21 protein-coding genes and 2 riboswitches are annotated in these 23029 nt (G+C 72.9%); of the genes, 12 read left to right on the top strand and 9 right to left on the bottom strand.

All coding sequences use genetic code 11. The features are described from left to right. Positions 1–104: 104 nt before the first annotated feature. The 6 genes from ACYVKA_RS06020 to ACYVKA_RS05995 form a co-directional block, all read right to left on the bottom strand. The gene (locus ACYVKA_RS06020; protein WP_394275542.1) at positions 105–242 is read right to left on the bottom strand and encodes a hypothetical protein; all 138 of its coding nucleotides are present in this window, start codon (positions 240–242) and stop codon (positions 105–107) included. Positions 243–331: 89 nt separating this feature from the next. Next, entirely contained in the window at positions 332–1474 is a 1143-nt protein-coding gene (gene serC / locus ACYVKA_RS06015) for a phosphoserine transaminase (protein WP_460703841.1), read from the bottom strand. A 112-nt stretch (positions 1475–1586) separates the two neighbouring features. Then, positions 1587–2420 (bottom strand): adenosylcobinamide-GDP ribazoletransferase, encoded by an 834-nt coding sequence (locus ACYVKA_RS06010; RefSeq protein ID WP_460703839.1) that lies wholly within the window; start codon positions 2418–2420, stop codon positions 1587–1589. Further along, entirely contained in the window at positions 2417–2959 is a 543-nt protein-coding gene (gene cobU / locus ACYVKA_RS06005) for a bifunctional adenosylcobinamide kinase/adenosylcobinamide-phosphate guanylyltransferase (protein WP_394275545.1), read from the bottom strand. Before cobU ends, ACYVKA_RS06010 begins: the two co-directional genes overlap by 4 nt. Continuing rightward, positions 2956–4020, bottom strand: coding sequence for a nicotinate-nucleotide--dimethylbenzimidazole phosphoribosyltransferase (cobT, locus tag ACYVKA_RS06000; RefSeq protein WP_460703837.1), 1065 nt, complete (start codon positions 4018–4020; stop codon positions 2956–2958). The genes cobU and cobT overlap by 4 nt, the downstream gene beginning before the upstream one ends. Further along, positions 4017–6650: a cobyrinate a,c-diamide synthase gene (locus ACYVKA_RS05995; RefSeq protein ID WP_460703835.1), complete on the bottom strand. Its 2634-nt coding sequence runs from the start codon at positions 6648–6650 to the stop codon at positions 4017–4019. The genes cobT and ACYVKA_RS05995 overlap by 4 nt, the downstream gene beginning before the upstream one ends. A gap of 466 nt (positions 6651–7116) precedes the next feature. On the opposite strand from ACYVKA_RS05995, the gene ACYVKA_RS05990 reads away from it, so the two are divergent. From ACYVKA_RS05990 to ACYVKA_RS05975, 4 genes are read left to right on the top strand one after another with little or no spacing between them, the layout of a single operon-like run. Beyond that, a complete protein-coding gene (locus ACYVKA_RS05990; protein WP_460703833.1) occupies positions 7117–8022 on the top strand; it encodes a nitrite reductase in 906 nt (301 codons plus the stop codon). Further along, complete coding sequence (locus tag ACYVKA_RS05985) at positions 8019–8675, top strand: precorrin-8X methylmutase (RefSeq protein ID WP_460703831.1); 657 nt, start codon at positions 8019–8021, stop codon at positions 8673–8675. Before ACYVKA_RS05990 ends, ACYVKA_RS05985 begins: the two co-directional genes overlap by 4 nt. Beyond that, positions 8672–10252, top strand: a complete 1581-nt coding sequence (locus ACYVKA_RS05980) for a precorrin-2 C(20)-methyltransferase (protein WP_460703829.1) — start codon at positions 8672–8674, stop codon at positions 10250–10252. The genes ACYVKA_RS05985 and ACYVKA_RS05980 overlap by 4 nt, the downstream gene beginning before the upstream one ends. Then, the gene (locus tag ACYVKA_RS05975) at positions 10249–10998 is read left to right on the top strand and encodes a cobalt-precorrin-4/precorrin-4 C(11)-methyltransferase (protein ID WP_460703827.1); all 750 of its coding nucleotides are present in this window, start codon (positions 10249–10251) and stop codon (positions 10996–10998) included. Before ACYVKA_RS05980 ends, ACYVKA_RS05975 begins: the two co-directional genes overlap by 4 nt. On the opposite strand, the gene ACYVKA_RS05970 is transcribed toward ACYVKA_RS05975, so the two are convergent. Further along, entirely contained in the window at positions 10962–12359 is a 1398-nt protein-coding gene (locus tag ACYVKA_RS05970; protein WP_460703825.1) for an amino acid permease, read from the bottom strand. The two genes, ACYVKA_RS05975 and ACYVKA_RS05970, sit on opposite strands and share 37 nt — an antisense overlap. 79 nt (positions 12360–12438) lie before the next feature. Between ACYVKA_RS05970 and mmuM the strand changes: the two genes are divergently transcribed. After that, entirely contained in the window at positions 12439–13392 is a 954-nt protein-coding gene (gene mmuM, locus ACYVKA_RS05965; protein WP_460703823.1) for a homocysteine S-methyltransferase, read from the top strand. Between the two features lie 9 nt (positions 13393–13401). After that, a complete protein-coding gene (locus ACYVKA_RS05960; RefSeq protein WP_460703822.1) occupies positions 13402–13944 on the top strand; it encodes a hypothetical protein in 543 nt (180 codons plus the stop codon). An 86-nt stretch (positions 13945–14030) separates the two neighbouring features. Here ACYVKA_RS05960 and cbiE (ACYVKA_RS05955) read toward each other — a convergent pair whose 3' ends face one another. Continuing rightward, positions 14031–15248, bottom strand: coding sequence for a precorrin-6y C5,15-methyltransferase (decarboxylating) subunit CbiE (cbiE, locus tag ACYVKA_RS05955; RefSeq protein WP_460703820.1), 1218 nt, complete (start codon positions 15246–15248; stop codon positions 14031–14033). A gap of 38 nt (positions 15249–15286) precedes the next feature. Further along, a riboswitch (cobalamin riboswitch) is annotated at positions 15287–15403 on the top strand. Positions 15404–15465: 62 nt separating this feature from the next. Between cbiE (ACYVKA_RS05955) and ACYVKA_RS05950 the strand changes: the two genes are divergently transcribed. Then, positions 15466–17586 carry a VWA domain-containing protein gene (locus tag ACYVKA_RS05950; protein WP_460703818.1) on the top strand — a complete coding sequence of 707 codons (2121 nt, stop codon included), beginning with the start codon at positions 15466–15468 and terminating at the stop codon, positions 17584–17586. 101 nt (positions 17587–17687) lie between these two features. Here the strand turns inward: ACYVKA_RS05950 and ACYVKA_RS05945 are convergent, their stop codons facing one another. Then, positions 17688–17948, bottom strand: coding sequence for a hypothetical protein (locus ACYVKA_RS05945; protein ID WP_460703816.1), 261 nt, complete (start codon positions 17946–17948; stop codon positions 17688–17690). 65 nt (positions 17949–18013) lie between these two features. After that, a riboswitch (cobalamin riboswitch) is annotated at positions 18014–18138 on the top strand. Between the two features lie 31 nt (positions 18139–18169). Between ACYVKA_RS05945 and cobI the strand changes: the two genes are divergently transcribed. The 5 genes from cobI to ACYVKA_RS05920 are packed head-to-tail and all read left to right on the top strand — an operon-like array spanning position 18170 to position 23013. Continuing rightward, positions 18170–18907: a precorrin-2 C(20)-methyltransferase gene (cobI, locus tag ACYVKA_RS05940; RefSeq protein ID WP_460703814.1), complete on the top strand. Its 738-nt coding sequence runs from the start codon at positions 18170–18172 to the stop codon at positions 18905–18907. Beyond that, entirely contained in the window at positions 18898–19728 is an 831-nt protein-coding gene (gene cobM / locus ACYVKA_RS05935) for a precorrin-4 C(11)-methyltransferase (RefSeq protein ID WP_394275815.1), read from the top strand. Before cobI ends, cobM begins: the two co-directional genes overlap by 10 nt. After that, positions 19725–20528: a precorrin-6y C5,15-methyltransferase (decarboxylating) subunit CbiE gene (gene cbiE / locus ACYVKA_RS05930; RefSeq protein ID WP_460703812.1), complete on the top strand. Its 804-nt coding sequence runs from the start codon at positions 19725–19727 to the stop codon at positions 20526–20528. Before cobM ends, cbiE (ACYVKA_RS05930) begins: the two co-directional genes overlap by 4 nt. Beyond that, positions 20525–22264, top strand: a complete 1740-nt coding sequence (gene cobJ, locus ACYVKA_RS05925) for a precorrin-3B C(17)-methyltransferase (RefSeq protein WP_460703810.1) — start codon at positions 20525–20527, stop codon at positions 22262–22264. Before cbiE (ACYVKA_RS05930) ends, cobJ begins: the two co-directional genes overlap by 4 nt. After that, positions 22261–23013: a sirohydrochlorin chelatase gene (locus tag ACYVKA_RS05920; protein WP_460703808.1), complete on the top strand. Its 753-nt coding sequence runs from the start codon at positions 22261–22263 to the stop codon at positions 23011–23013. The genes cobJ and ACYVKA_RS05920 overlap by 4 nt, the downstream gene beginning before the upstream one ends. The last annotated feature ends 16 nt before the right edge of the window (positions 23014–23029 follow it).

Raw genomic sequence — 23029 nt, 5'->3', positions numbered from 1 at the left:
CGTGTGGGGGATCGAGCAAGAGGGAGCCTAGCAGTGTCTGAGAGTTTCTCAGAGGCTCTCAGGCTCCGTCCCTCATTCCTTCCACGTACAGCCTTGTCACCGGCTCAGACGACCACCCGGATGGTGCAGCCGTCAGGCCCCACCCGCACGGACTGGCTGACCAGCGGGCGCGCCCCGAGCAGCCAGGCGATGGCGGCAGGGGTCAGGGCGAGGGCGGGGCTGGTGGCGTCGATGAACTGCATGGTCTTCTCCTGGCATCGGGAACGGGGGTCCTGCGGTGATGGACCAAGACCACCGCCGCACCCTGTCAGGAGCCTGTGCGCCGCCTCGGTCAGAGCTGGGAAAGCACGTGCTCCACGCAGCGGGTCAGCCGGGTGACGTCGTCCGGGTCGACCGCCGGGAACATGCCCACCCGGATCTGGTTGCGCTTGAGGGCCCGGTAGCCGAAGACGTCCAGCACCCCATTGGCGGCCAGCTCCGCGATCACCCGCTCGGCGTCGACCTGGTCGTCGAGGTCGATGGTGCCCACCACCTGCGAACGCAGCGCCGGGTCGCCGACGAAGGGGCTCGCCCACGGCGTCTTCTCGGCCCACTCGTAGAGGCGGGCGGCGGAGTCGGCGGTGCGGGCGCTCGCCCAGGACAGGCCGCCCTGCTCGTTGATCCAGCGGATCTGCTCGTCCATCAGGATCAGTGTCGAGATCGCCGGGGTGTTGTAGGTCTGGTGCTTGGCGGAGTTGTCGATCGCGGTGGTGAGGCTCAGCACGTCGGGGATCCACCTGTCGGTGGCGGCCACCTGGCGGGCCCGCTCGATCGCGGCGGGGCTCATCACCGCGAACCACAGTCCGCCGTCGCTGGCGAATCCCTTCTGGGGGCTGAAGTAGTAGACGTCGCACTGGTCAAGGTCGACGTCGATGCCGGCGGCGCCGCTGGTGGCGTCGACCACCACCAGGGCATCCTGGTCGGCCCCCTCGACGCGCTCCACCGGCAGCATCACGCCGGTGGAGGTCTCGTTGTGCGGCCAGGCATAGACATCGACACCGGCCGTGGCGTGGCAGCGGGCGCCCTGCCCGGCGGGCACCTCGACGATCTCGGGCTCGGCCAGGAAGGGCGCGCCGGCGGTGAGCTTGGAGAACTTGCGGCTGAACTCGCCGAGCACCAGGTGCTGGGCGCGCTCGCGCACCAGCCCGAAGGTGGCGACGCTCCAGAAGGCGGTGGCGCCGCCATTGCCGAGCACCACCTGGTATCCCTCGGGCAGGCGCAGCAGCTCCGTCAGGCCTTCCTGGACGCTGGCCACCAGCTGCTTCACCGGGGCCTGGCGGTGGGAGCCGCCGAGCAGGTCCGCGCCGCGGCTGGCCAGGGCGGCGAGCTGTTCGGGGCGCACCTTCGACGGCCCGGCGCCGAAGTGTCCGTCGCGGGGGAGCAGGTCCTGGGGGATGGTGATCACGGCTGGCCTTTCATCGCGGGATGCCCCCATCCTTTCGCGATCGGGCCGGTGGCGGCATGGGCGTCCACAAACCACATCCACAGGGCGGGATGGTGCCTCATCTGCAGTGACGCCTGCCCTGGATGTGGTTTGTGGACGGGGCTCAACCCACCAGGCCGGTGACGAGGCCGGTGACGAGGGCGGCGGCGACCGCGAAAGTGGTCTGGGCCACCTCGATCAGGGAGCCGAAGGTGTCGCCGGTGTGGCCGCCCAGGCGCCGCAGCAGGTGCTTCTGCCATCCGTTGGCCACCAGCCAGGCGAGGACGGCGGCGGCCACCAGGCCTGCGGCCAGTACCCGGCCGTCGACGAGCCAGCCGGCCCCGGCACAGACGGCGAGCACCGCCAGCGAGTCGAGGGCGGCCGCCCAAGCCGGGGTGATGCCGGTGAACAGCGAGCCGAAGCCGCCCGGGCGGGCGCCCGGGACGCCCTGGACGGTGGCGTGGACGGCGGCGATCCGCCCCACCATGGGCAGGCAGGTGAGGGTCGCCACCAGGGGCCAGGCGCCGGCGGCGCTGGAGGCCAAGGAATCCGAGGCCAAGGAGTCCGAGGCCAGCGCGGCGGCCTGCAGCAGCAGCACCAGCACGGCGGTGGCCACGCCCATCGGACCGATGTCGGACTTCTTCATCAGGGCCAGGGCGTCCTCGCGTCCCTTGCGGGAGGCGAGCCCGTCGGCGGTGTCGGCCACCCCGTCGATGTGCATCGCGCCCGTGACCCCGGTCAGGGCGGCGAGCCCGGCCATCGCGGCGAGCTGGTGGCCCGCCCCGCACAGCACCACCAGCGCCGCGGCCGCGGCCGAGACCAGCCCGCAGACCAGCCCGGCCCAGGGGAAGGCGAGCATGATGCGCCGGCAGGCGGCCCGGTCGAGCTCCATCGTGGAGCCGACCGGCAGCAGGGTGAACATGCCCAGCGCATCGCGCAGGGCGGCCAGCGGCCTCACCGGGGCTCGTCCTTGATGGCGACCGGGATCCCGGCCACGCAGAAGACCACCCGTTCGCAGCAGGCGGCGACGCGCGAGTTGAGGATGCCGAGCTGGTCGCGGAAGAAGCGGCCCGACCAGTGCTCGGGCACCACCCCCTGGCCCACCTCATTGCTCACCAGCACCACCTCGCGCTCGGTCTGCTCGAGGGCGGCGACCAGCTCGTCGACGTGGCCCTGCAGCTGTTCGTGGGCGCCGGGACGGTCCTCCCAGATGCCGCTGTGGTCCATCATCCGGGTGGCCCACACGCCCAGGCAGTCCACCAGGACGGTGCCCTCGCCGGGGGTGCGCAGCACCTGGGCGACGTCGGCGGTCTCGATGGTGGTCCAGTGCTCGGGGCGGCGGGCCCGGTGCAGGGCGATCCGCTCGACCCATTCGGGGTCATCGGGACTGGTGGCGCTGGTGGCGACGTAGTCGACCAGGGCCGCCTGGTTGGCCAGGACTTCTGCGTGGGTGGACTTTCCGGAGCGGGCGCCGCCGAGGACCAGGGTGCGGCTCACAGGTGCTCCTCGGTGACGCCGGCATCGTCGAAGGTGGCCATCTCGCGCAGCACATTGGCGGCCGAGACGACGATGGGCTGGGCCAGCACCGCGCCGGTGCCCTCGCCCAGGCGAAGCCCCAGCTGCACCACGGGCCGCAGCCCGATGGCATCCAGCACGTGGCGGATCGACGGTTCGGCGCCCTCGTGGCCACCCACCAGGTAGCCTTTGGCGTCGGGGGCCAGGGCGAGGGCAACGAGCGCGGCCGAGCAGGCGATCGCGCCGTCGAGCAGCAGCGGTACCCGGGCCTCGGCGGCGCCCAGGATCAGCCCGACCATGGCGGCGTGCTCGAAGCCCCCGACGGCGGCCAGTGCACCGATGGGGTCCTGGGGTCCGGAGCCGTCGGCCAGCCCGTGGTGCTGGACGGCCCGGGCCACCAGCGCCTGCTTGCGGGCGAAGACCTCGTCGTTGGCGCCGGCGCCGCGGCCGGTGACCTGTTCGGCGCTGGCCCCGGTGAAGGCGCAGACCAGGGTGGCGGCGACGGTGGTGTTGCCGATCCCCACCTCGCCGGGGATGAGGGCGCGGTGGCCATCGGCCACGGCCTGGCGGGCGCAGGTGATGCCCACCTCGATGGCGGCCAGCGCCTGTTCGCGGCTCATCGCCGGGCCGTGCAGCATGTCGGCCGTTCCGGCGGCGATGCGTCGGTCGGTGGTCTGCTCGACGGGCTGGAGCATGCCGACGTCCACCACCTCCACCTCGACGCCGGCATAGCGCGCCAGCACGCTGATCCCCGCGCCGCCCCCGGCGATGTTGGCGGCCATCTGCAGCGTGACCTCCTGCGGCCACGGCGAGACCCAGTGCTCCTGGACGCCGTGGTCGCCGGCGAAGACGAAGACCTTGGCCGGTTCGGGCACCGGGGGTGGGCACTGTCCGGCGATGGCGGCGAGCTGGTTGCCGATCACCTCCAGTTCGCCGAGCGCGCCCGGCGGTTTGGTGAGGGAGAGCTGGCGGGCCTCGGCGGCGGCGCGCGCCTGTTCGTCGACGGGGGTGATGGCGGCCAGGCAGTCGTCCAGGATGCTCATCGGGTGTCTTCCTTGCTGTGGTTGGAACTGCGAGGGTTGGAACTGCTGTGGGTGTGGTGGATGCGGGCCAGCGCCTCGGCGAGACGACGGCTGGTCTCGGCCTCGCGCACGGCCAGCCGCACCCACTGGGGGCCCAGGCCGGGGAAGCTCTCACCCCGCCGGACGGCGAAGCCCTCCTCGGCCAGGATGCTGCGCAGCCAGCCGACCTCGTGGGCGTGGGGCCCGAGCGCGGACAGGTCGACCAGCACGAAGGGGCTCTGGCTGCCGGCGACGGGCGGGAAACCGGCCCGGGTGAGGGCCTCGACGAGGAGTTCCCGGTCGGCACCGACCTGGCGGGCGATCCGGGCAGCCGCGTCGAGGGCCTCGGCGCTGCTGGTGGCGACCATCGCGTCCAGGGCGGGGGTGGAGACCGACCACGGCGTCTGCGCGGCCTCCAGCCGGGCGATCAGTTCTGGATCGCCGACGACATAGCCGGCGCGGATCCCGGCGAGGCTCCAGGTCTTGGTGAGCGAGCGGGTGACCAGCAGCCCGGTCATGTCGGGGCCGATCAGGCTCTCCGGCTCGCCGGGCACCGCGTCCATGAAGGCCTCGTCGACCAGCAGCACTCGTCCCGGCCGGGCGAGGCGACGAAGCGCCGCGGCGGGGTGCAGCAGTCCGGTGGGATTGGTGGGATTTCCCACCACCACCAGGTCGACGCGATCGTCGATGCCGGCGGCCTGTTCGGGCAGCAGCCGGAAGCTGTCCTCGGGACGCAGCAGCAGGCGGTCGGGGCTGTGCCCGGCGACCCGCAAGGCCTGTTCCGGCTCGGTGAACTGCGGGTGGACGACGAGCGGGTGGCGGCAGTCGAGGGCGCGGGCGACGAGGGTGAAGGCCTCGGCGGCGCCGCTGGTGGGCAGCACCATCGACGGCTCGACGCCGTGGCGCTCGGCCAGCGCCGATCGTGCGGCGGTGGCGTCGGGATAGCCGGCCCAGGTGTGGACGCGTGCGGCCAGGTGCTCGGCCAGCCACTGCGGCGGCTGGGAGGCGTGGACGTTGACGGCCAGGTCCACCAGTCCGGGGGTGAGGTCCCGGTCGCCGTGGTGCGTGAGGTCGGGGGTCTCCTCGACGGGCTCGGAGTTCGTGGTGTTGGCCGAGCTTGTCGAGGCCGTGGGGGTCGTGGTGGTGGCCGAGCTGGTCGAGGCCGTGGAGTTCGTGGTGTTGGCCGAGCTGGTCGAGGCCGCCTCGGCGAAGCGCTGCGCGGCCTGCGGCAGCCCGGCCCAGTGCAGGTGCTGGTAGCTGGCGTGCAGGGAGGGCCGTCCGGTGCCGGCGGGGTCAGCGCTGATGCCCTCGAGCCGCCCGTCGACCTCCCAGGCGACGTCCATGCCGCTGCCGGCCAGGCCGTCGGGGTCCAGCGCGTCGAGGTCCAGGGCGTCGAGGTTCACCTGGGTGCGGTGGAACTCGTGGCTGGCCACCTCGTCCCCGGCCCGGCACAGCAGGGAGTCGACGCGGGCGGTGACCCTCTTGTAGCCCAGCGTGAGCCGCGGCCCCATGGCGGCCTCGAGTGGCAGCACGTCGGCCATCGGCTGGCGGTCGAGGCTGCGGCACAGGTAGAGCAGCCCGGCGCACTCGGCCACCGTCGGCATCCCCGCCAGCACCCGGTTGCGCACCTGGCGGAGCAATGCGGTGTTGCCGGCCAGGTCGGCGGCGTGCATCTCGGGGAAGCCGCCGCCGATCCACAGCGCGCTGGTGCCGGGCGGCAGTTCGGTGTCGGTGGTGGGGTCGAACAGGGCGATGCGGCAGCCGGCGGCCTCGAGCAGCTCGGTGGTCTCGGCATAGCGGAAGGTGAAGGCGCGCCCGGCGGCCACCGCCACCACCGGGGAGCCGGGCACGGGGCTGGTCACGGCGCGCGGGTCCCACGGCTCGGCGGCCAGGTCTCCTGCACTGGCAGCGATCCGCAGCACCGCGTCGAGGTCGATCGAATCGGCCACGACGTGTCCGGCGGCCTCGACGACCGCCTCGGCCTGGGTGCGCTCGGCGGCCGGCACCAGTCCCAGGTGACGCGAGGGGGTGTCGAGCTCGGCATGGCGTCCGACGGCACCGACCACCGGCAGGCCCAGCTCGTCCAGCGCCCGGGTGCACTCGTCGATGTTGCGCTGGCTGCCGGCCTTGTTCAGCAGCACCCCGCCCACCCGCACGTCGTGGTCATAGCTGGCCAGCCCGTGGGCGAGGGCGGCGACGGTGCGCGAGGACTTCGACGCGTCGACCACCAGCAGCACCGGCGCGCCGACGAGCTGGGCGATGTGGGCACTGGAGCCGTAGCCGGATCGTCCGACGGCGGGGGTGCCGAGCTGCCCGTCGAACAGGCCCATGGCGCCCTCGATGACGGCGACGTCGGCGGGGGTGGGGGTGAGCGATCCGTGCAGCAGCAGGGGTGCGATGAGTTCCGGCCCGCACAGGTGGGCGTCGAGGTTGCGGCCCACCCGTCCTGCGGCCAGCGTGTGGTAGCCGGGGTCGATGTAGTCGGGGCCGGTCTTGAAGGGGGCCACCTGCAACCCCCGCTCGCGCAGCGCCGCCACCAGGCCGACGGCGATGGTCGTCTTGCCGGAGCTCGACGAGGCCGCGGAGACCACCAGCCGGGGGAGCGTCGCCATGGGGGCCTTTCGGGGTCGGTGGCCCAGGGACGACGGTTGCCCGTCTGCCCCTCGGCCGGGGGCAGTGGTGCGGCACCTGCGCCAGGCGACCGGGCTCGTCCCCGGCCCGGATCCATGTGCCGGACGGGCGGGGCATCACCGTTGCGGGACAGCGTCGGATTGGTCACCGACTTCGCTGGTGCGGGTGCGCTGGCCGGGGCCAGCGGGCACCACCCTAGCCCCGTGTGGCCCGCCCCGGCGCGCAGGGGTCGCGCAGCAGGGGCGCTGTGCCATGATGAGTGCTGCCCGACCCGCCGCGAGGAGCCGGGCAGCCACAATTCCACTTGTCACCACCGCAGTGCGAGGAAGCCGGACGAGCCGGCACGGTCGCGCCACTGTGACCCCGCCATGCGGCGCGGGGGAGTCAGGAACTTGCCTGCGCTGGTCGTCCCGAGCAGGCGAGACGCGCAATCTCGCAGGAGAGACCATGGCCCAGACGCCCCAGCACCGTCCCGAACGTACCCGTCCCGACCGTTGCCCCGGCATCGAACGCCCGTGGAAGGCCGACGATGGCCTGCTGGTGCGCATCCGGCTGGTGGCCGGTCACCTCGCCGTCGCAGACCTGCGGGCGCTGGCCCGGGCCGCCGAGGCCTTCGGTGACGGCCGCATCCACCTGACCAACCGCGCCAACCTGCAGCTGCGTGCCTTCCCCGACGACGGCACCGGGCACCTCACCGAGGAGTCGCACCGTGCGGTGGTGGCTTCGGGCCTGATGCCCTCGCCGCGGCACGACCTGGTGCGCAATGTGATGGCGAGTCCCCTGACTGGGATCGACACGGCCGGGATCGACGGCGGCCGCGCCGACCTGACCGGCCTGGCCATGGCCCTGGACGAGGGGATCCGCGCCAGCGAGTCACTCGCCACCCTGCCGGGCAAGTTCCTCTTCGTCCTTGACGACGGCCGCGGCGACCTGCTGCAGCATCCCTGCGACCTGGGCCTGGTGGTTCTGGATGCCACCACGGCGCAGCTGCGGATCGGCGACGACCTGGGCGAGGTGGTGGCCCTGGACGATGCGGCGCGCGTGCTGCTGGAGCTGGCCGAGCGCTTCGTCGCGGTGCGCGGTGACGGGCCCGACGCCCCCTGGCACGTCAACGAGATGGACGCCCCGCTGGCCCCGCTGGCCGAGGCCGACCCGCGGCTGCCGCAGCCGAGTGAACCGCTGCCCTTCGGTGAGTCCGAGGACGGCCGGTGGAACCACATGGGCATCGGGCCCGAGGGCATCGAGGCCGCACAGCTGGTGGAGCTGCTGGGCGCCTACCGCGAGGTGCGCGTCACCCCCTGGTATGGCGTCCTGGTCTGGGACGGCGCTGCTGGCAAGGAGGCGCGGGCATGAAGCGTCCCGCGCGTCACTACGACTACATCGATGCGGGGGCGGCGATCTACGTCGACTCCTTCGCCACCATCCGTCGCGAGGCCGACCTGGCCCGGGTGCCGGCCGACGCCGAGAAGATGGCGGTGCGCATGATCCACGGCTCCGGCCAGGTGGACCTGGTCGACGACCTGGTGGTGCACCCCAGCTTCATGGCCGCAGCCCGCGGCGCGCTGCAGGACGGCGCCCCGATCCTGTGTGACGCGACGATGGTGGCCACCGGCGTCACCCGCGCCCGGCTGCCCCGCGACAATGACGTCATCTGCCTGCTGAACGATCCGCGCGTCCCCCAGCTGGCCAAGGACTTCGGCACCACCCGCACCGCCGCGGCGGTGAGCCTGTGGGAGCCCATGCTGGCCGGTGCGCTGGTGGCGATCGGCAATGCCCCCACCGCCCTGTTCCATCTGCTGGAGATGATCCTCGACGGCGGGCCCCGACCGGCCGCGGTGGTGGGCTGCCCGGTGGGTTTCATCGGCGCCGCCGAGTCGAAGCAGGCCTTGGCGAACTTCCACGAGGACCATGGCATCGACCTGCCCTTCGTCACGGTGCACGGCCGACGCGGTGGTTCGGCGATGACCTCCAGTGCCCTCAACGCGATCGCGCAGGAGAAGGAATGAGCGCCGCCGACGCACCCGCCGAGGGCCGTTTCTTCGGCGTCGGGGTGGGCCCCGGCGACCCGGAACTGGTCACCCTCAAGGCGGCCCGGCTGATCGGTGCCGCCGACGTCGTCGCCTACCACGCGGCCGCGGGCAGGCCGTCGAATGCCCGACGCATCGCCGCCGGCCTGATCCGCGAGGGCGTCACCGAGGAACTGCTCGAGTACCCGGTGACCACCGGCAGCACCAGCCATCCCGGCGGCTATGCCGGGGCGATGGCCGACTTCTACGAGCACTGCGCGGACCGGCTCGCCGCGCACCTGCGGTCAGGCCGCGACGTGGTGCTGCTGGCCGAGGGCGACCCGATGCTCTTCGGCTCCTTCATGTACATGCACGACCGGCTGGCCGAGCACTTCGAGACCGAGGTGGTGCCCGGCGTGCCGGCCTTCCTCGCCGCGACGGCCACCACCGCCAACCCGCTGGTGCGCCAGACCGACGTGCTCACCGTGCTGCCCGGCACCCTCGACGAGCCCGAGCTGGCCCGTCGCCTGGCCGACACCGACGGTGCCGTGATCATGAAGCTGGGCAGGAACTTCGCCAAGGTCCGCGCCGCCCTGGTCGCGGCCGGACGGCTGGAGGGGGCGCTCTACGTGGAGCGCGCCTCGATGGAGGCCGAGCGCTGGCTGCCGGTCAGTGAGGTCGACCCGGCCTCGGTGCCCTACTTCTCGCTGGTCGTCGTGCCGGGCGATGCGGTCAACGGCAAGCGCTCCCGCGAGGTCACGTCTTGCGGGGGCACCGCCGTGACGTTGACGGACTCGACGGACCCGCAACCGAGCCCAGCCGGGCCGGCCGAGCTGCTGGTCGTCGGGCTGGGCCCCGGCCCGGACCGCTGGCTCACCCCCGAGGTCTCCCAGGCCCTGGACGGGGTGCGCCACCTGGTCGGCTACGCGCCCTATGTGAACCGGGTGCCGCAGCGCGAGGGCCTCACCCGCCATGCCAGCGGCAACACCGTCGAGGTGGACCGGGCCCGGCACGCCCTGGAGCTGGCCCTGGCCGGCGAGCAGGTGGCGGTGGTCTCCGGCGGCGATGCGGGCGTCTTCGGCATGGCCGCGGCGGTCTTCGAGGCCGCCGAGGACCCGCGCTTCGACGAGGTGCCGGTCCGGGTGCTGCCCGGCGTGACGGCGGTGCAGGCCGTCGCCGCCCGCGCCGGCGCACCGGTGGGGGCCGACTTCGCCGTCGTCTCCCTCTCCGACCGGCTCAAGCCCTGGCAGGTGGTGGAGGACCGGCTTCGCCACATCGCCCGCGCCGACCTGGTGCTGGCCGTCTACAACCCCGCCTCGAAGAGCCGCACCGAGCAGATCCACCGCTTCCGCGAGGTGCTGCTGGAAGAGCGGGAGCCGTCGACGGTCGTGGTGGTGGGCCGCGACGTGGGCCGTGCCGAGGAGTCGCTGCAGGTGACCACGCTCGGGGAGCTGGAGCCGTCGACGATCGACATGAAGTGCCTTGTCATCGTCGGGTGCCGGGGAACCCGCGTGACCCGCAAGGGCCAGGTGTGGAGCCCTCGCTTCGTGCCAGAACCTGCCGAGGAGTCCCCATGATCCACTTCGTCGGGGCCGGCCCCGGTGCCGCCGACCTGCTCACCGTCCGCGCGACGCGCCTGCTCGCCGAGGCCGACGTGGTGCTCTACCCGGGCACCTATCTTGACCCCGAGGTGCTGGGGCACGTCAGCGAGGGCGCCGAGCTCGTCGACACCCAGCACCTGAGCCTGGACGAGATCACCGAGCACCTGGTGGCCGCCGACCGCGCCGGACGCCAGGCGGTCCGCCTGGGCACCGGCGACCTGAGCGTCTACTCCGCTCTGCACGAGCAGGGACGACGGCTCGACGCGGCCGGGGTGGAGTGGGACGTGACGCCGGGCGTGCCGGCCTATGCCGCGGCCGCGGCGCTGGTGGGGCGGGAGCTGACGGTGCCGCTGGTGGCGCAGTCGGTGGTGCTCACCCGCACCCGGGCCCGCTCGACGCCGATGCCCGACGGCGAGGAGCTGGCCAACTTCGCCGCCACCGGCGCCACGCTGGTGCTGCACCTGGCGATCACCCGCACCCGTGAGCTGATGGCGCAGCTGGAGCCCACCCACGGCACCGACTGCCCGGTGGTGGTGGTGAGCCGGGCCAGCCAGCCTGACGAGCTGGTGCTGCGCGGCACGGTGGGCACCATCGCCGGCCAGGTGGAGCAGGCCGGGCTGCGGCAGGCCGCGATCATCCTCGTCGGCCGGGCCCTGGACCCGGCCGGCGGTGGCGAGAGCTTCCTCTATGACGCGAGCCGGGAGCGACGCAACAGGGCGTGAACCAGGTAGCACAGCGCCACGAAGGGCACGGTGCAGTACAGCGCGATCCGCTGGGTGGGGTCGAAGACGATCAGGATGCACGACAGGGCGCTGAGTATGAGCGCGGCCCAGCCCGTCCACGGGTGGCCGGGTGCCCGGAAGGAGAGCTCCTCCGCGCTGCGGCCCGATGCCAGCCACTGGCGTCGGAAACTGATCTGGCTTGCCGCGATGGAGACCCAGACCAGCACGACGGCCAGCCCCGAGATGGAGACGAGTACCAGGTAGACGGTGTCGGCGGCGATGACGCTGGACAGCAGTGCCAACAGCCCACCGGCCATGCTGAGCACGAGGGCGGTGAGCGGGATTCCGTTGCGGGTGGTGCGGGCAATGCCTGCCGGGATGGTGCCCTCGTTGGCAAGTGACCACAGCATGCGGGTGGAGGCGTACAGCCCGGAGTTCGCGGCCGACAGGATCGCGGTGAGCACCACCACGTTCATCAGCCCCGCCAGCCAGTGCAGGCCCATCGCGTCGAAGACGGTGACGAAGGGGGACCGGTCGACGCCTGCCTCGCGCCACGGGATGAGGCAGGCCATGACGAAGATGCTGCCGATGAAGAACAGGCACAGCCGCCACAGCGTGGCGCGGATGGCACGCGGGATGGTGCGGGCCGGGTCCTTGGTCTCGCCCGCGGTGATGCCGATCAGTTCGGTGCCGGAGAAGGCGAAGTTCACCGCCAGCATGGTGGTGAAGACGGCCCCGAGTCCCGTGGGGAAGATACCGCCGTCGGTGAGGTTGTGCAGGCCGGGGGCTGCGTCGTGGCCCTCCATCGGCACGATGCCGACGATGGCGAGCAGTCCGAGCACGATGAAGACGATGATGGCGGCCACCTTGACGCCGCTGAGCAGGCTCTCGGCCTCGGCGAAGACCCGCACCGACGCGGCATTGAGCGTGAAGATCGCCACGATGGCGGCCGCACTCCAGACCCAGACGGGGGTGCCGGGGAACCAGCGCTGCATGATGAGTCCGACGCCGGTGAACTCGCTGCCGAGCGCGATCGTCCAGGTGAGCCAGTAGAGGACGGCGACGGTGAAGCCGGTGGCCGGGCCGAGGAAGCGGGTGGCGTAGACGTGGAAGGCGCCGGTGAAGGGCATGGCGACGGCCAGCTCCCCGAGGCAGAGCATCACCAGGTAGACGATGACCGCACCCAGGCAGTAGGCGAGCAGGGTGCCGATGGGGCCGGCCTGGTTGATGGTCCATCCCGAGCTGAGGAAGAGCCCCGTCCCGATCACCCCGCCGAAGCTGATCATCATCAGGTGTCGCGTCGACATCGAACGGGTGAGGGAGCGTCCGTCGTCGGTGGGGATGCTGGTCTGGTGGGTCACGGTGGACGACGCTAGCCCTCGACTGACCGGCTGGTTGGGACGTCTCACGAATGCTTGCCCGCAGCCATAGGGTCGAGCCATGGACCAGCACGATGCCCTTGCCCTGTTCAGCTCCACCCGCCCCGTCGTGCTCGACGGGGCGATGGCCACCGAACTGGAGAAGCGCGGTGTCGACACCGCCCAGCCCTTGTGGTCGGCGGTCGCGATGCGGGACTGTCCCGAGGCGATCGTCGCGGTGCACCGCAGCTACCTGGATGCCGGGGCCCTGGTGCTCACCACCAACAGCTACCAGGCCTCGGTGCCCACCCTGCTGGCCGCCGGCCTGGACGAGGCGACCGCGCAGGCCATGGTGCGCGACAGCGCCCGTCTCGCGCTGCTCGCCCGCGAGCAGTGGCGGGCCGACGGGGGCAGCGGCACGGCGCTGGTGGCGGGCAGCATCGGCCCCTACGGCGCCCACCTGGCCGACGGCAGCGAGTACACCGGCGACTACCGGCTCGAGGCGGGGCAGTACGAGGACTTCCACCGCGAACGCATCGCGCTGCTGGTGGCCGAGGGAGTGGACTTGTTGGCGGTGGAGACCCAGCCGCGCCTGGACGAGGTGCAGGCGGTGCTGGGGCTGGTGGCCCGCGAGTTCCCCGACGTGGCGGTGACGGTCTCCTTCTCGCTGGGCGAGGACGGCAGGCTGCCGGCCGGTGGGGACCAGGACCTGTCGCTGGCGCAGGCGGTGCAGGCCGTGCAGCAGGATCCGCGCGTGCTGGCGGTCGGGGTGAACTGCGTGCCGCGGGACCTGGTGGCCGGGGCCGTGGCGGAGATGGCCGCGGTGGCCGATCGTCCGCTGCTGGTGGCCCCGAATTCGGGGGAGCGTTATGACCCCGTCACCAAGACGTGGTCCGAGGGCGATCCCTCGCAGCAGCTCGAGGTGCTGGTGCCGCAGTGGCTGGAGTCGGGCGCGTGGGTGGTGGGTGGTTGCTGCCGCACCAGTCCGTCGACGATCATGACGGTGCGGGAGCTGCTGGCCGATGGCGGCTCCTAGGGTGGGCGCATGACGATGCCGGTCGAGGATCCCTGGGGTGTCACACCCGATGCCACCGGGCGTGCGGTGCGCCGTCGCCCACCCGGCAGGTTCCCCGATGGGGTGGGGCGCCAGAGCCTTGCCCTGCTGGGATGGGCGCTGCTCGCCTGCCTGGTGACGATGGTGCCGGTGCCCCTGTTCGGCTGGCTCGGCGAGCTGGGTGCGAGGGACGACCCGGGCGACTGGGTGGAGCTCGGTGGCTGGCTCCACGGCTCGGTGGTCGGGCTCTTCGTGATGGCGGTCGGCTGGATCGCGCTGGCAGCCCTCGCCTTCCGCACCCACGGACTGCTGCCGGTGTGGCCGCTGCTGGGGATCGCCTCGGGGGCAGTGGGTCTGTTCGCCTTCTCCCGGGCCCCAAGCGCGGGCGCCGCGGTGGTGGGCCATCTGGTGGCGGCTGCTGGCCTCCTGGTCTCGACGGCGCTGTGCGCCCCGGCCTGGACCAGGCCACCGGCGCGGTGGCTGCTGGTGGGTCTCGCGGCCGTGCTGCTGGTGGCCGCTGTGGTGCTGTCCTGATCCCGCCGTCCGCAAGCTCGCCCATCCGCACGTGGCAGCATCCGGATGGGCGCAGTTTGTTGCGGATCGAGGGGACGACGCCTCACTCAGTCCCGTCGCCAGTACCACTGGGTGACGGTGCGGGCGGGCTTCCAGCCGGTGAAGGCGCCGATAGAGTCATTGCTCTCGACGGCCAGCCGGGTCAGCTCGCCGCCGTGCTCGGCGAAGGCGGCGGCGACGAGCTGCTCGGTCTCCAGCGTCACCGCGTGCACGACGATCCGGCCGCCGGGGCGCAGCGCGGCCAGGCAGGCCTCCAGCACGCCCGGTCGGGTGGCGCCGCCACCGATGAAGACCGCGTCGGGTGCCGCCAGCCCGGCCAGCGCGTCGGGGGCGCGGCCGTCGACCACGAGCAGTCCGGGAACGCCCAGCCGGGCGGCATTGCGACGGGCCCGCGCGGCCCGTTCCGGGTTGGCCTCGACGGCGCTGGTGCGGCAGCTGGGGTGGCTGCGCATCCACTCGATACCGATCGACCCGGAGCCGGCGCCCACATCCCACAGATGTTCCCCGGGCACCGGCTGCAGCCGCGAGAGGGCGCTGGCGCGCAGGTCGCGCTTGGTGATCTGGCCGTCGTGCTCGTAGGCCTCGTCGGGCAGCCCCGGCGCCCAGCCGACCAGTCCCGGCCCGACGCACTCGATGGCGACGATGGTCAACCGGGGCGAGGACTCCCGCCAGTCGTCGGCGGTCCCGACCGTGTGCGACTCGTCGGCGGCGCCCAGGTTGCCGAACACGTGCAGCACCGAGCGGCCGAAGCCGGTGGCCGAGAGCAGGGCGGCGAGCCGCTCCGGGGTGGTCTCGTCGGAGCTGAGCACCAGCACCCGACGTCCGGGCGCCACCTCGCGCAGGGCCAGCTCGACGGGGCGGCCCACCACGCTCACCACGGCACAGTCCTCGGCCGCCCATCCCATCCGCGCCCGGGCCAGCGCCACCGAGGAGACGGCCGGCTCCAGCTCCACGCGATCGCTGCCCAGCAAGGAGACCAGCGTGGTGCCGATGCCGCTCATCAGCGGGTCTCCGCTGGCCAGCACCACCACCGTCGCACCGTCCAGGGAGTCGAGCAGGGCCGGTAGCCGGTCGCGCAGCGGCGAGGGCCACGGTTCGCGTCGCTGGCCGGCCACCTCGGGCACCATCGCCAGGTGCCGGGCGCCGCCGAGCAGCACGTCGGCCGCCAGCACCCGCTCCCGGTGCCGGGGAGCCAGCGCATCCCAGCCGTTGGCGCCGATGCCCAGCACCAGAACGGGCCCTGCGGCCTCGAAGGAAGAGCTCATGGTGTCACGCTATCGAGCCGCTAGGGTGGGGCCCGGCACGAGGTGCCCCACAGCCGGCCAGCCCGGCGACGGGGAGAATCTGGGAAGCCGGTGGGAGTCCGGCACAGGCCCGCTGCGGTGATCGACGTCAGTCGTCAGTCCGAAGACCGGCCTCGCGCTGCGCGCGGCACGCCGTGTTCGCGCCCTTCCTGTCCGGCAACGAATGAGCGGGAGCCTCATGCCACAGCAGTATCCCTTCACGGCCATCGTCGGCTGCGAGCCCGACGCCCTCGATGCGATGGGCCTGGCCCTGGTGCTCAGCACCATCTCTCCCCAGATCGGCGGCGTGCTGGTGCGCGGCCAGAAGGGCACCGCCAAGTCCACGGCGGTGCGCGCGCTGGCCGAGGTGCTGCCCCGCATCGAGGTCTTCGACGGCGACCGTTTCTCCATCGACCCCGACGACGCACAGGCCACCTCGCCCGACGGCCCCTTCGACGCCACCAGTCCCCGCCACGAGCGTCCGGTGCGGCTGGTGGAGCTGCCCGTCGGCGCCACCGAGGACCGCGTGCTGGGATCGCTGCACCTGCAGAGCGCACTCTCGGCCGGCGAGGTGAGCTACGAACCCGGCCTGCTGGCCCGGGCGCACCGCGGCATCCTCTACGTCGACGAGGTGAACCTGCTGCACGACCACCTGGTCGACCTGCTGCTGGATGCCGCCGCGATGGGCCGCTCCACCGTGGAGCGCGACGGCATCTCGGTGAGCCACCAGGCCCGTTTCGTGCTGATCGGCACCATGAACCCGGAGGAGGGGGAGCTGCGCCCGCAGCTGCTGGACCGCTTCGGGCTCACCGTCGAGGTGGCCGCCCCTACCGACCATGCCGCCCGCGCCGCCGTCGTGCGCCGCCGGATGGCCTTCGACGCCGACCCGTCGGGCTTCATCGCCGCCCACGCCGCCGACGATGCCGCGTTGAGCGAGCGCATCGCCCGGGCCCAGCAGCAGCTCGGCTCGGTGCGGCTCGGTGATGCCGCCCTGTTGAAGATCGCCGAGGTGTGCGCGGCCTTCGAGGTGGACGGGCTGCGCGCCGACATCGTCACCGCCCGCACGGCGATCGCCCACGCCGCCTGGAGCGGCCGCGAGGCCGTCACCCGCGAGGACATCCGGCAGGCCGCCCTGCTCGCCCTGCCGCACCGTCGCCGTCGCAATCCCTTCGACGCGCCCGGCATGGACGAGGAGCTGCTCGACCGGATCCTCGGCGACGACGATCTGCCGCCCGACGAGCCCGAACCGGGACCCGAGGGTGGCCCGGACCCCGAGGACGGCCCCGAGCCTGAGGGTGCCCCTGATCCCGAGGACGACTCCGACGAGACCCCGCAGGGGGATGGTCAGGGAAAAGCGCCTGAGGGCGGCTCCGCCGAGCCGCCCGAGAGCCCCGCTGACCCTTCGGACTCCGCTGACCCTTCAGACTGCGCCGACTCGCAGGCCCCGGAGCAGGACCTGCCGATGTTGCCACCCGCCGGCGCTGAGCAGCCCGGCCAGGTGGTGAAGGCCGCCACCCCGTCGCCCCGCCCCCGCACCTTCACCGTGCGCGGCCTGGGGGCCGGGGCCGCGGGCAAGCGTTCACGGGCGATCACCTCGAGCGGGCGACGGGTGGGTGCCCGCCTGCCCGAGAGCGGGCCGGGGTCGCTGCACCTGTTGGAGACCCTGCGGGCCGCGGCCGGCAACCAGACCGGGCGGGAGCGCCCCGACGGCCGGGTGCGGATCGCCTTGGAGGACCTGCGCCTGGCCGTGCGCGAGGGCCGCGAGGCGAACCTGGTGCTCTTCTGCGTCGATGCGTCGGGGTCGATGGCCGCCCGCAAGCGTATGGTGCAGGTGAAGACCGCGATCCTGTCGCTGCTGCTGGACGCCTACCGGCGCCGCGACAAGGTGGGGCTGGTCACCTTCCGGGGCAGGTCCGCCGAGCTGGTGCTGCCGCCCACCGGATCGATCGACATCGCCGCCGCCCGCCTGGACGAGATCCCCGCCGGGGGCAGGACGCCGCTGGCCGAGGGCCTGATGGAGGCGGCGCGGGTGATCCGCCGCGAGCACCTGCGCGACCCGCTGCTGCGCCCCCTGCTGGTGGTGGTCACCGACGGCCGGGCGACGGCCGGGCCGGGGGCCGTCGAGCGCTCCCGCCAGGTGGCGGACTTCGTGGCGGGCATGGGGATCACGACGGTGGTGATCGACGGCGAACAGGGCCCCCTGCGGATGGGGTTGGCCCGCACCCTGGCCGAGCACCTGGGCGCCGAGCACGTGCCGGTCGACGAGGTGACCGCCGACGGCCTGACCTCGACGGTGCAGCGCAACCGAGCGGTGGCCTGACGGCCCCTTTCCACCCGGCACCGCAAAGATCTCGGAAGATCCGGCCCCTTGAGGGGACCAGATCTTCCGAAATCTCTTGGGTGTCGCCCCGGCCCGGAACCTCAGCGTGACCGGACGGGGTCGTCGGGGCCCATCACCGAACGCACCAGCAGCGAGATCACCCCGTACAGGATGGTGGCGGCGACGATGCAGCCGAGGATCCACCAGCCCAGCGGCCAACGTCCCGAGGTCAGGGCGATCAGCAGGGCCATCGAGACGGCATAGAGCCAGTTGGTCACCACCTGCTGGCGGCTGGTCTGCGCCGAGGGTGCCAGCCCCAGCCACTGCAGGAGTCGGACCGGGGCACTGGGCTGCTCGTTCATGGCTCGACCCTAGCCGTCACAGGTCCTGCACCGACCCCGCCCACGAGGCGAAGAATTCGTCATGGAAGCATGTGGACTGACCGGGACGCGGAAGCCAGCGAACATCTGGCACGGTCCCGCCACTGTGAGCACCACCGGCACTGTGATGCCGGTTGCGAAGTCAGGAACGCCCCCGGTCGACGGCCACTGGACAACAGGCGAGAGACCTGGAGGAGCCCCACATGCAACGAACCCATCTGGTTGGCGCCGGAGTCGGCCCCGGCGACCCACAACTGGTCACCCTGGCGGCGGCCACCGCACTGCAGCAGGCCGATGTCGTGCTGGTGCCGGCCACCGAGAAGTCGGGTGACGGACCCGGCCGCGCCGAGCAGATCGTGCGGGCCGTCGCCCCCGCCGCCCGCATCGAACGCATCGGCTTCGCCATGCGCGAGCAGGGCCGCAGCGCCCGACGACAGGAGTCCTGGCAGGCCGCCGCCGAGGCCGCGCTTACCCACTTCGCCGACGGCCTCACCACCATCGCGATGGCCACCATCGGCGACCCGGCCGTCTACTCCACCTTCAGCTACCTGGCGGGCACCGTCCGGGCGGCGTTGCCCGCGGTGGAGGTCTCCTGGATTCCCGGCATCACGGCGATGCAGGCGCTTGCCGCAGCCTCGGGCACCCCGCTGGTCGAGGGCAATGAGGTGCTGGCGCTCGCCCCCGCCACCCTCGGCGCCGAGGGCCTTGGGCCGGTGCTCGATGCCGCCGACTCGGTCTGCGTCTACAAGGGCGGACGCCAGCTCGGCATGGTCCGCGAAGCCCTTGCCGAGCGCGGGCGCGACGGGATCGTCGGCAGCGAGGTGAGCCTGCCCGAAGAGCACCTGGCGTCGCTCGACGACCTCGACCAGGACACCCGCACCGGCTACTTCTCGGCGGTGCTCAGCACCCCGAGCCGCACCAGCATCGGAGGATCGCTGTGAGTACTGGAAATCCCACGGGAAGGGTGGTCTTCGTCGGGGCTGGCCCGGGTGCCGCCGACCTGATCACGGTGCGCGGCGCGCGCGTCATCGCCGAGGCCGACGTCATCATCTGGGCCTCCTCGCTGGTCCACCCCGACGTGGTCGCCGACCACAAGCCGGGCGCCGAGCTGGTCGACTCCGCCTCGCTGCCGCTGGAGGCGCTGGAGCCCTACTACCTGCGCGCCCGCGACGGCCAGCTGATCGCCCGCGTGCACACCGGCGACCCGTCGATCTACGGCGCCACCGCGGAGCAGCGGGCGCTGTGCGAGCGCCTCGGCGTCGCCCACGAGACCATCCCCGGCGTCAGCGCCTTCTCTGCCGCCGCGGCGCGGATGGACGTCGAGATCACGCTGCCGCAGGTGGCGCAGTCGCTGGTCCTCACCCGGCTGGAGGGCGGCCGCACCCCGATGCCGCCCAAGGAGACGGTGCGCGGCTTCGCCCAGCACGGCGCCACCATGGCGCTCTACCTCTCGGCGGCGCGCAACAAGGTGCTGCAGGAGGAGCTGCTGGCCGGCGGTTATGCGCCCGAGACGCCCTGCATCATCGGCCATCAGGTCACCTGGCCCGACGAGGTGATGCTGCGCTGCGAGCTGCGGGATCTCTCGGCCACCATGAAGGAGCGCCACCTGTGGAAGCACACGGTGGTGCTCGTCGGCCCCGCCCTGGCCGCCGCCACTCCCGAGTACCGCTCGCACCTCTACCACCCGGGCTTCCGGCACGAGTTCCGCGCCGCCGATCCCGAAGCCCAGAAGGAATTGCGGGAGAAGGGGGCAGTCCAGTGAGCACCCCCATCCGCGTCCACGGCTTCATCGGCGACGTGACCCCGGCGATGCTCGACGAGGCCTCCCGCGCCGACTTCGTCGTGGGTGGGGACCGCCACCTCGACGCGCTCGGCGTCGACCAGCCGCGACGGATCCGGCTGGGGGCGCTGTCTGCGGCCGTCGAACGGATCGTCGCCGCCGGCCCCGAGGCCCGCATCATGGTGGTCGCCTCCGGGGACCCGGGCTGGTTCGGCATCGTGCGCCGGCTGCGCGAGGCCGGGCTGCCGCTGCGGGTGCTGCCGGCCCCGACGAGCATCTCGCTGGCCTTCGCCACGGTCGGGATCCCCTGGGACGACGCCGAGGTGGTCAGCATCCACGGCCGCCCGCTCGAACCAGCGCTGGCGGTCTGCCGCGCCTGGGGGAAGGTGGCGGTGATGACCGGCCCCGACCAGGGGATCGTCGAGCTCGCCACGCAGCTGGCCGACCTCGACCGCGAGTTCTGGCTGTGCGAACGGCTCGGGGAGGACGACGAGCGCGTCCGCCTCCTCGACGCCGCCCAGGCGATGGCGCTGACCGACCTCGTCAACCCGAATGTGGTGCTGGTCGTCGATCCGCAGCTGGCCAGCACCGTCGGATGGCACCAGGGGGCACCGCGCCCCGCGGGGCCGCCGCCGCGGGTGAGCGACGAGGCGGCCCGCATCTTCTGCCGCACCCTGCCCGGCCGCGGCGACGTGGTGCGGGTCCGGGGCCCCATCAGCCGCGAGGTGGCGGCGCTGGCCCGCTACAACGGCGCGGCCGTCATCGAGGTCGAGGAGCAGTGATGAGGGACTGGAAGAGTGCACGCATCGCCCAGGTGACCAACAGCCCCGCCGCACGCCGGCTCGCCGATGCCATCGACACGGCCCTGGGCGGGGAGACGATCCGCCTGGACGGCCCGGCCGCCGAGTGCCTGCCGCGGGCCTGGGCCGAGGCGGACATGGTCGTCTCGCACCTGGCGCTCGGCGCCACCACCCGGCTGCTCGCGCCACTGCTGGCCGACAAGCACACTGACCCGGGGGTGGTCGTCGTCGACGCCGCCGGACGCTTCGCCGTGCCGCTGGTCGGCGGGCACGTCGGGGGAGCCAATGCGCTGGCCACGGCGATCGCTGAGGCGCTGGGCGGCACGCCGGTGCTCACCACCGCCACCGACGCGCTGGGCGTGCAGGCGCTGGACACCATCGGCTGGCACCACGACGGGGACCTGGCGACGGTCACCCGCGCGATCCTCGACGGCGAGCCGGTGCTGCTCGACCGGGGGCTGGGCTGGCCGGTGCCGCAGATCGCCCCCAATGTCACCGAGCAGGCCGCCGGTCCCGTCGCGCGCATCCGGGTCACCGACAGCTCCGGGCCCGCCCCCGGCGAGCTGCCGACCGTGACCCTGCACCCTCGCTCCCTGGTGGTGGGGATGGGCTGCAACAAGGGCACCGGCGTGGAGCAGCTGCGCGAGCTCCTCGACGCAACCCTCGCCGGGGCGGGCCTGCACCCGGCGAGTGTCTCGGCCGTCGTCACCCACGAGGTGAAGGCGGGCGAGTTGGGCCTGGTGCAGCTGTGCCACCAGTTCGGCATCCCGCTGCTGTGGCACTGCGCCGAGGAGCTGGCCGCCCAGCCGGTGCCGAATCCGTCGCAGACCGTGCAGGGGCATGTCGGCACGCCGTCGGTGGCCGAGGCGGCGGTGCTGGCCCACGGCGCCGACCTGGTGATCGGCAAGCAGAAGTCGACCGATGCCACCTGTGCCGTGGGGCGGCTGCCGGTACGGGGCGTGCTGCACGTGGTCGGGCTCGGCCCGGGCGCGCGCGACCTGCTCACCCCACGGGCCCGCAGCGTGGTGCAGCAGGCCAACCTGGTCGTGGGCTACGGACCCTATGTGCGGCAGGTGCGCGACCTCGTCGCCCCCGGTGCGCGGCTGCACGCCTCGAAGATGGGCACCGAGGCCGAACGCACCGCGCTGGCCATCGAGGCCGCCCGTCGCGGCGAGCGGGTGGCGCTGGTCTGCAGCGGCGATCCCGCGATCTATGCGATGGCCTCGCCCGTGCTGGAGCAGGGCACCGACGGCATCGACGTCGAGGTGGTGCCCGGGGTGACCGCCGAGCTGGCCGCCTCCGCGATCCTGGGTGCCCCGCTGGGCCACGACCACGCCACCATCTCGTTGTCCGACCTGCACACCGAATGGCCGGTGATCGAGCGGCGGCTGCAGGCCGCCGCCCAGGGCGATTTCGTCGTCACCCTCTACAACCCGCGCTCGAAGAAGCGACGCATGCACCTGCCGCGGGCCCTGGAGATCCTGGGTGCCCACCGGCCGCCGTCGACGCCGGTCGCGGTGGTGCAGCAGGCCACCCGGCAGCGGCAGAAGGTGATCACCTCCACGCTGGCCGACTTCCAGCCAGAGTGGGTGGACATGAATTCGCTGGTGGTCGTCGGAGCCTCCAGCACCCGCTTCGTCGACAGCGGCTCGGGCCAGCGGATCGTCACGCCGCGCGACTACACGTGGATGCCTGCGACGGAAGGGGGACGGCCGTGAAGCCCGCCCTGGTGATCGCCGCCCACGGCACCCGGCACGGCGCGGGGGTCGAGCAGTGCCACGAGCTGCTCGACCGGGTCCGCCGGCAGCTTCCCCAGACCACCGTCGAGATGGGCTATGTGGAGCTGGTGGAGCCCTCGATCGACCAGGTGGTGGACGGGCTCTCGGCCACCCACGAGCCCGTCGTCGTCGCCCCGCTGATGCTCGGCACCGGCGCCCATGTGCGCCGCGACATCCCGCAGGCTGCCCGCCAGGGCACGCTGCGCCTGGGCAGGCGGGCCGTCGTCGCCGAGCACCTGTCGCCGCACAACCGGCTGGTGGAGCTGCTGCACGTGCGGATTGACGAGGCCCGACGTGATCCAGCTCGTGGCCAGTGGACGGTCCAGGAGACGACGGTGGTGCTCGCCGGTCGCGGATCGGCCGTCGCCCGCGCCAATGACGACCACCAGCGACTGGCCGCCCGGGTGGGTGGGCGCGGCTATGCCCGGGTGCTGGGCTGCTTCGTGCAGGTGGCCGATCCCGACGTCACCAGCGCCCTCCACCAGGCCCTGGACGGTGGGGCGCGCCGCATCGTCGTCGCCCCGCACCTGCTCTTCGAGGGCCGCGTCAACGGCTTCCTGCACCGCGACGTGGTGGCCTGGACCGCCACCCATCCCGAGGTGGAGGTGCGGATTGCCGACGTCCTCGGACCCTGCGACGAACTGGCCGAGGTGCTCGTCCAGCGCTACCGCGAAGCACTCGACTACTGACCACCAGGAGATCCCC

The sequence above is a fragment of the Luteococcus sediminum genome (assembly GCF_054783495.1).
This window is presented reverse-complemented; position numbering and strand designations above follow the sequence as displayed.

Coding starts and splice junctions, on each gene's coding strand:
- ACYVKA_RS05945 (WP_460703816.1), bottom strand. CDS start 17,948: ATGAACGAGCAGCCCAGTGCCCCGGTCCGACTCCTGCAGTGGCTGGGG.
- mmuM (WP_460703823.1), top strand. CDS start 12,439: ATGGACCAGCACGATGCCCTTGCCCTGTTCAGCTCCACCCGCCCCGTC.
- ACYVKA_RS05980 (WP_460703829.1), top strand. CDS start 8,672: ATGAGCGCCGCCGACGCACCCGCCGAGGGCCGTTTCTTCGGCGTCGGG.
- ACYVKA_RS05995 (WP_460703835.1), bottom strand. CDS start 6,650: ATGGCGACGCTCCCCCGGCTGGTGGTCTCCGCGGCCTCGTCGAGCTCC.
- ACYVKA_RS05950 (WP_460703818.1), top strand. CDS start 15,466: ATGCCACAGCAGTATCCCTTCACGGCCATCGTCGGCTGCGAGCCCGAC.
- cobI (WP_460703814.1), top strand. CDS start 18,170: ATGCAACGAACCCATCTGGTTGGCGCCGGAGTCGGCCCCGGCGACCCA.
- cobT (WP_460703837.1), bottom strand. CDS start 4,020: ATGAGCATCCTGGACGACTGCCTGGCCGCCATCACCCCCGTCGACGAA.
- ACYVKA_RS05960 (WP_460703822.1), top strand. CDS start 13,402: ATGACGATGCCGGTCGAGGATCCCTGGGGTGTCACACCCGATGCCACC.
- ACYVKA_RS05985 (WP_460703831.1), top strand. CDS start 8,019: ATGAAGCGTCCCGCGCGTCACTACGACTACATCGATGCGGGGGCGGCG.
- ACYVKA_RS05990 (WP_460703833.1), top strand. CDS start 7,117: ATGGCCCAGACGCCCCAGCACCGTCCCGAACGTACCCGTCCCGACCGT.
- cbiE (WP_460703820.1), bottom strand. CDS start 15,248: ATGAGCTCTTCCTTCGAGGCCGCAGGGCCCGTTCTGGTGCTGGGCATC.
- ACYVKA_RS06020 (WP_394275542.1), bottom strand. CDS start 242: ATGCAGTTCATCGACGCCACCAGCCCCGCCCTCGCCCTGACCCCTGCC.
- ACYVKA_RS05975 (WP_460703827.1), top strand. CDS start 10,249: ATGATCCACTTCGTCGGGGCCGGCCCCGGTGCCGCCGACCTGCTCACC.
- serC (WP_460703841.1), bottom strand. CDS start 1,474: ATGGGGGCATCCCGCGATGAAAGGCCAGCCGTGATCACCATCCCCCAG.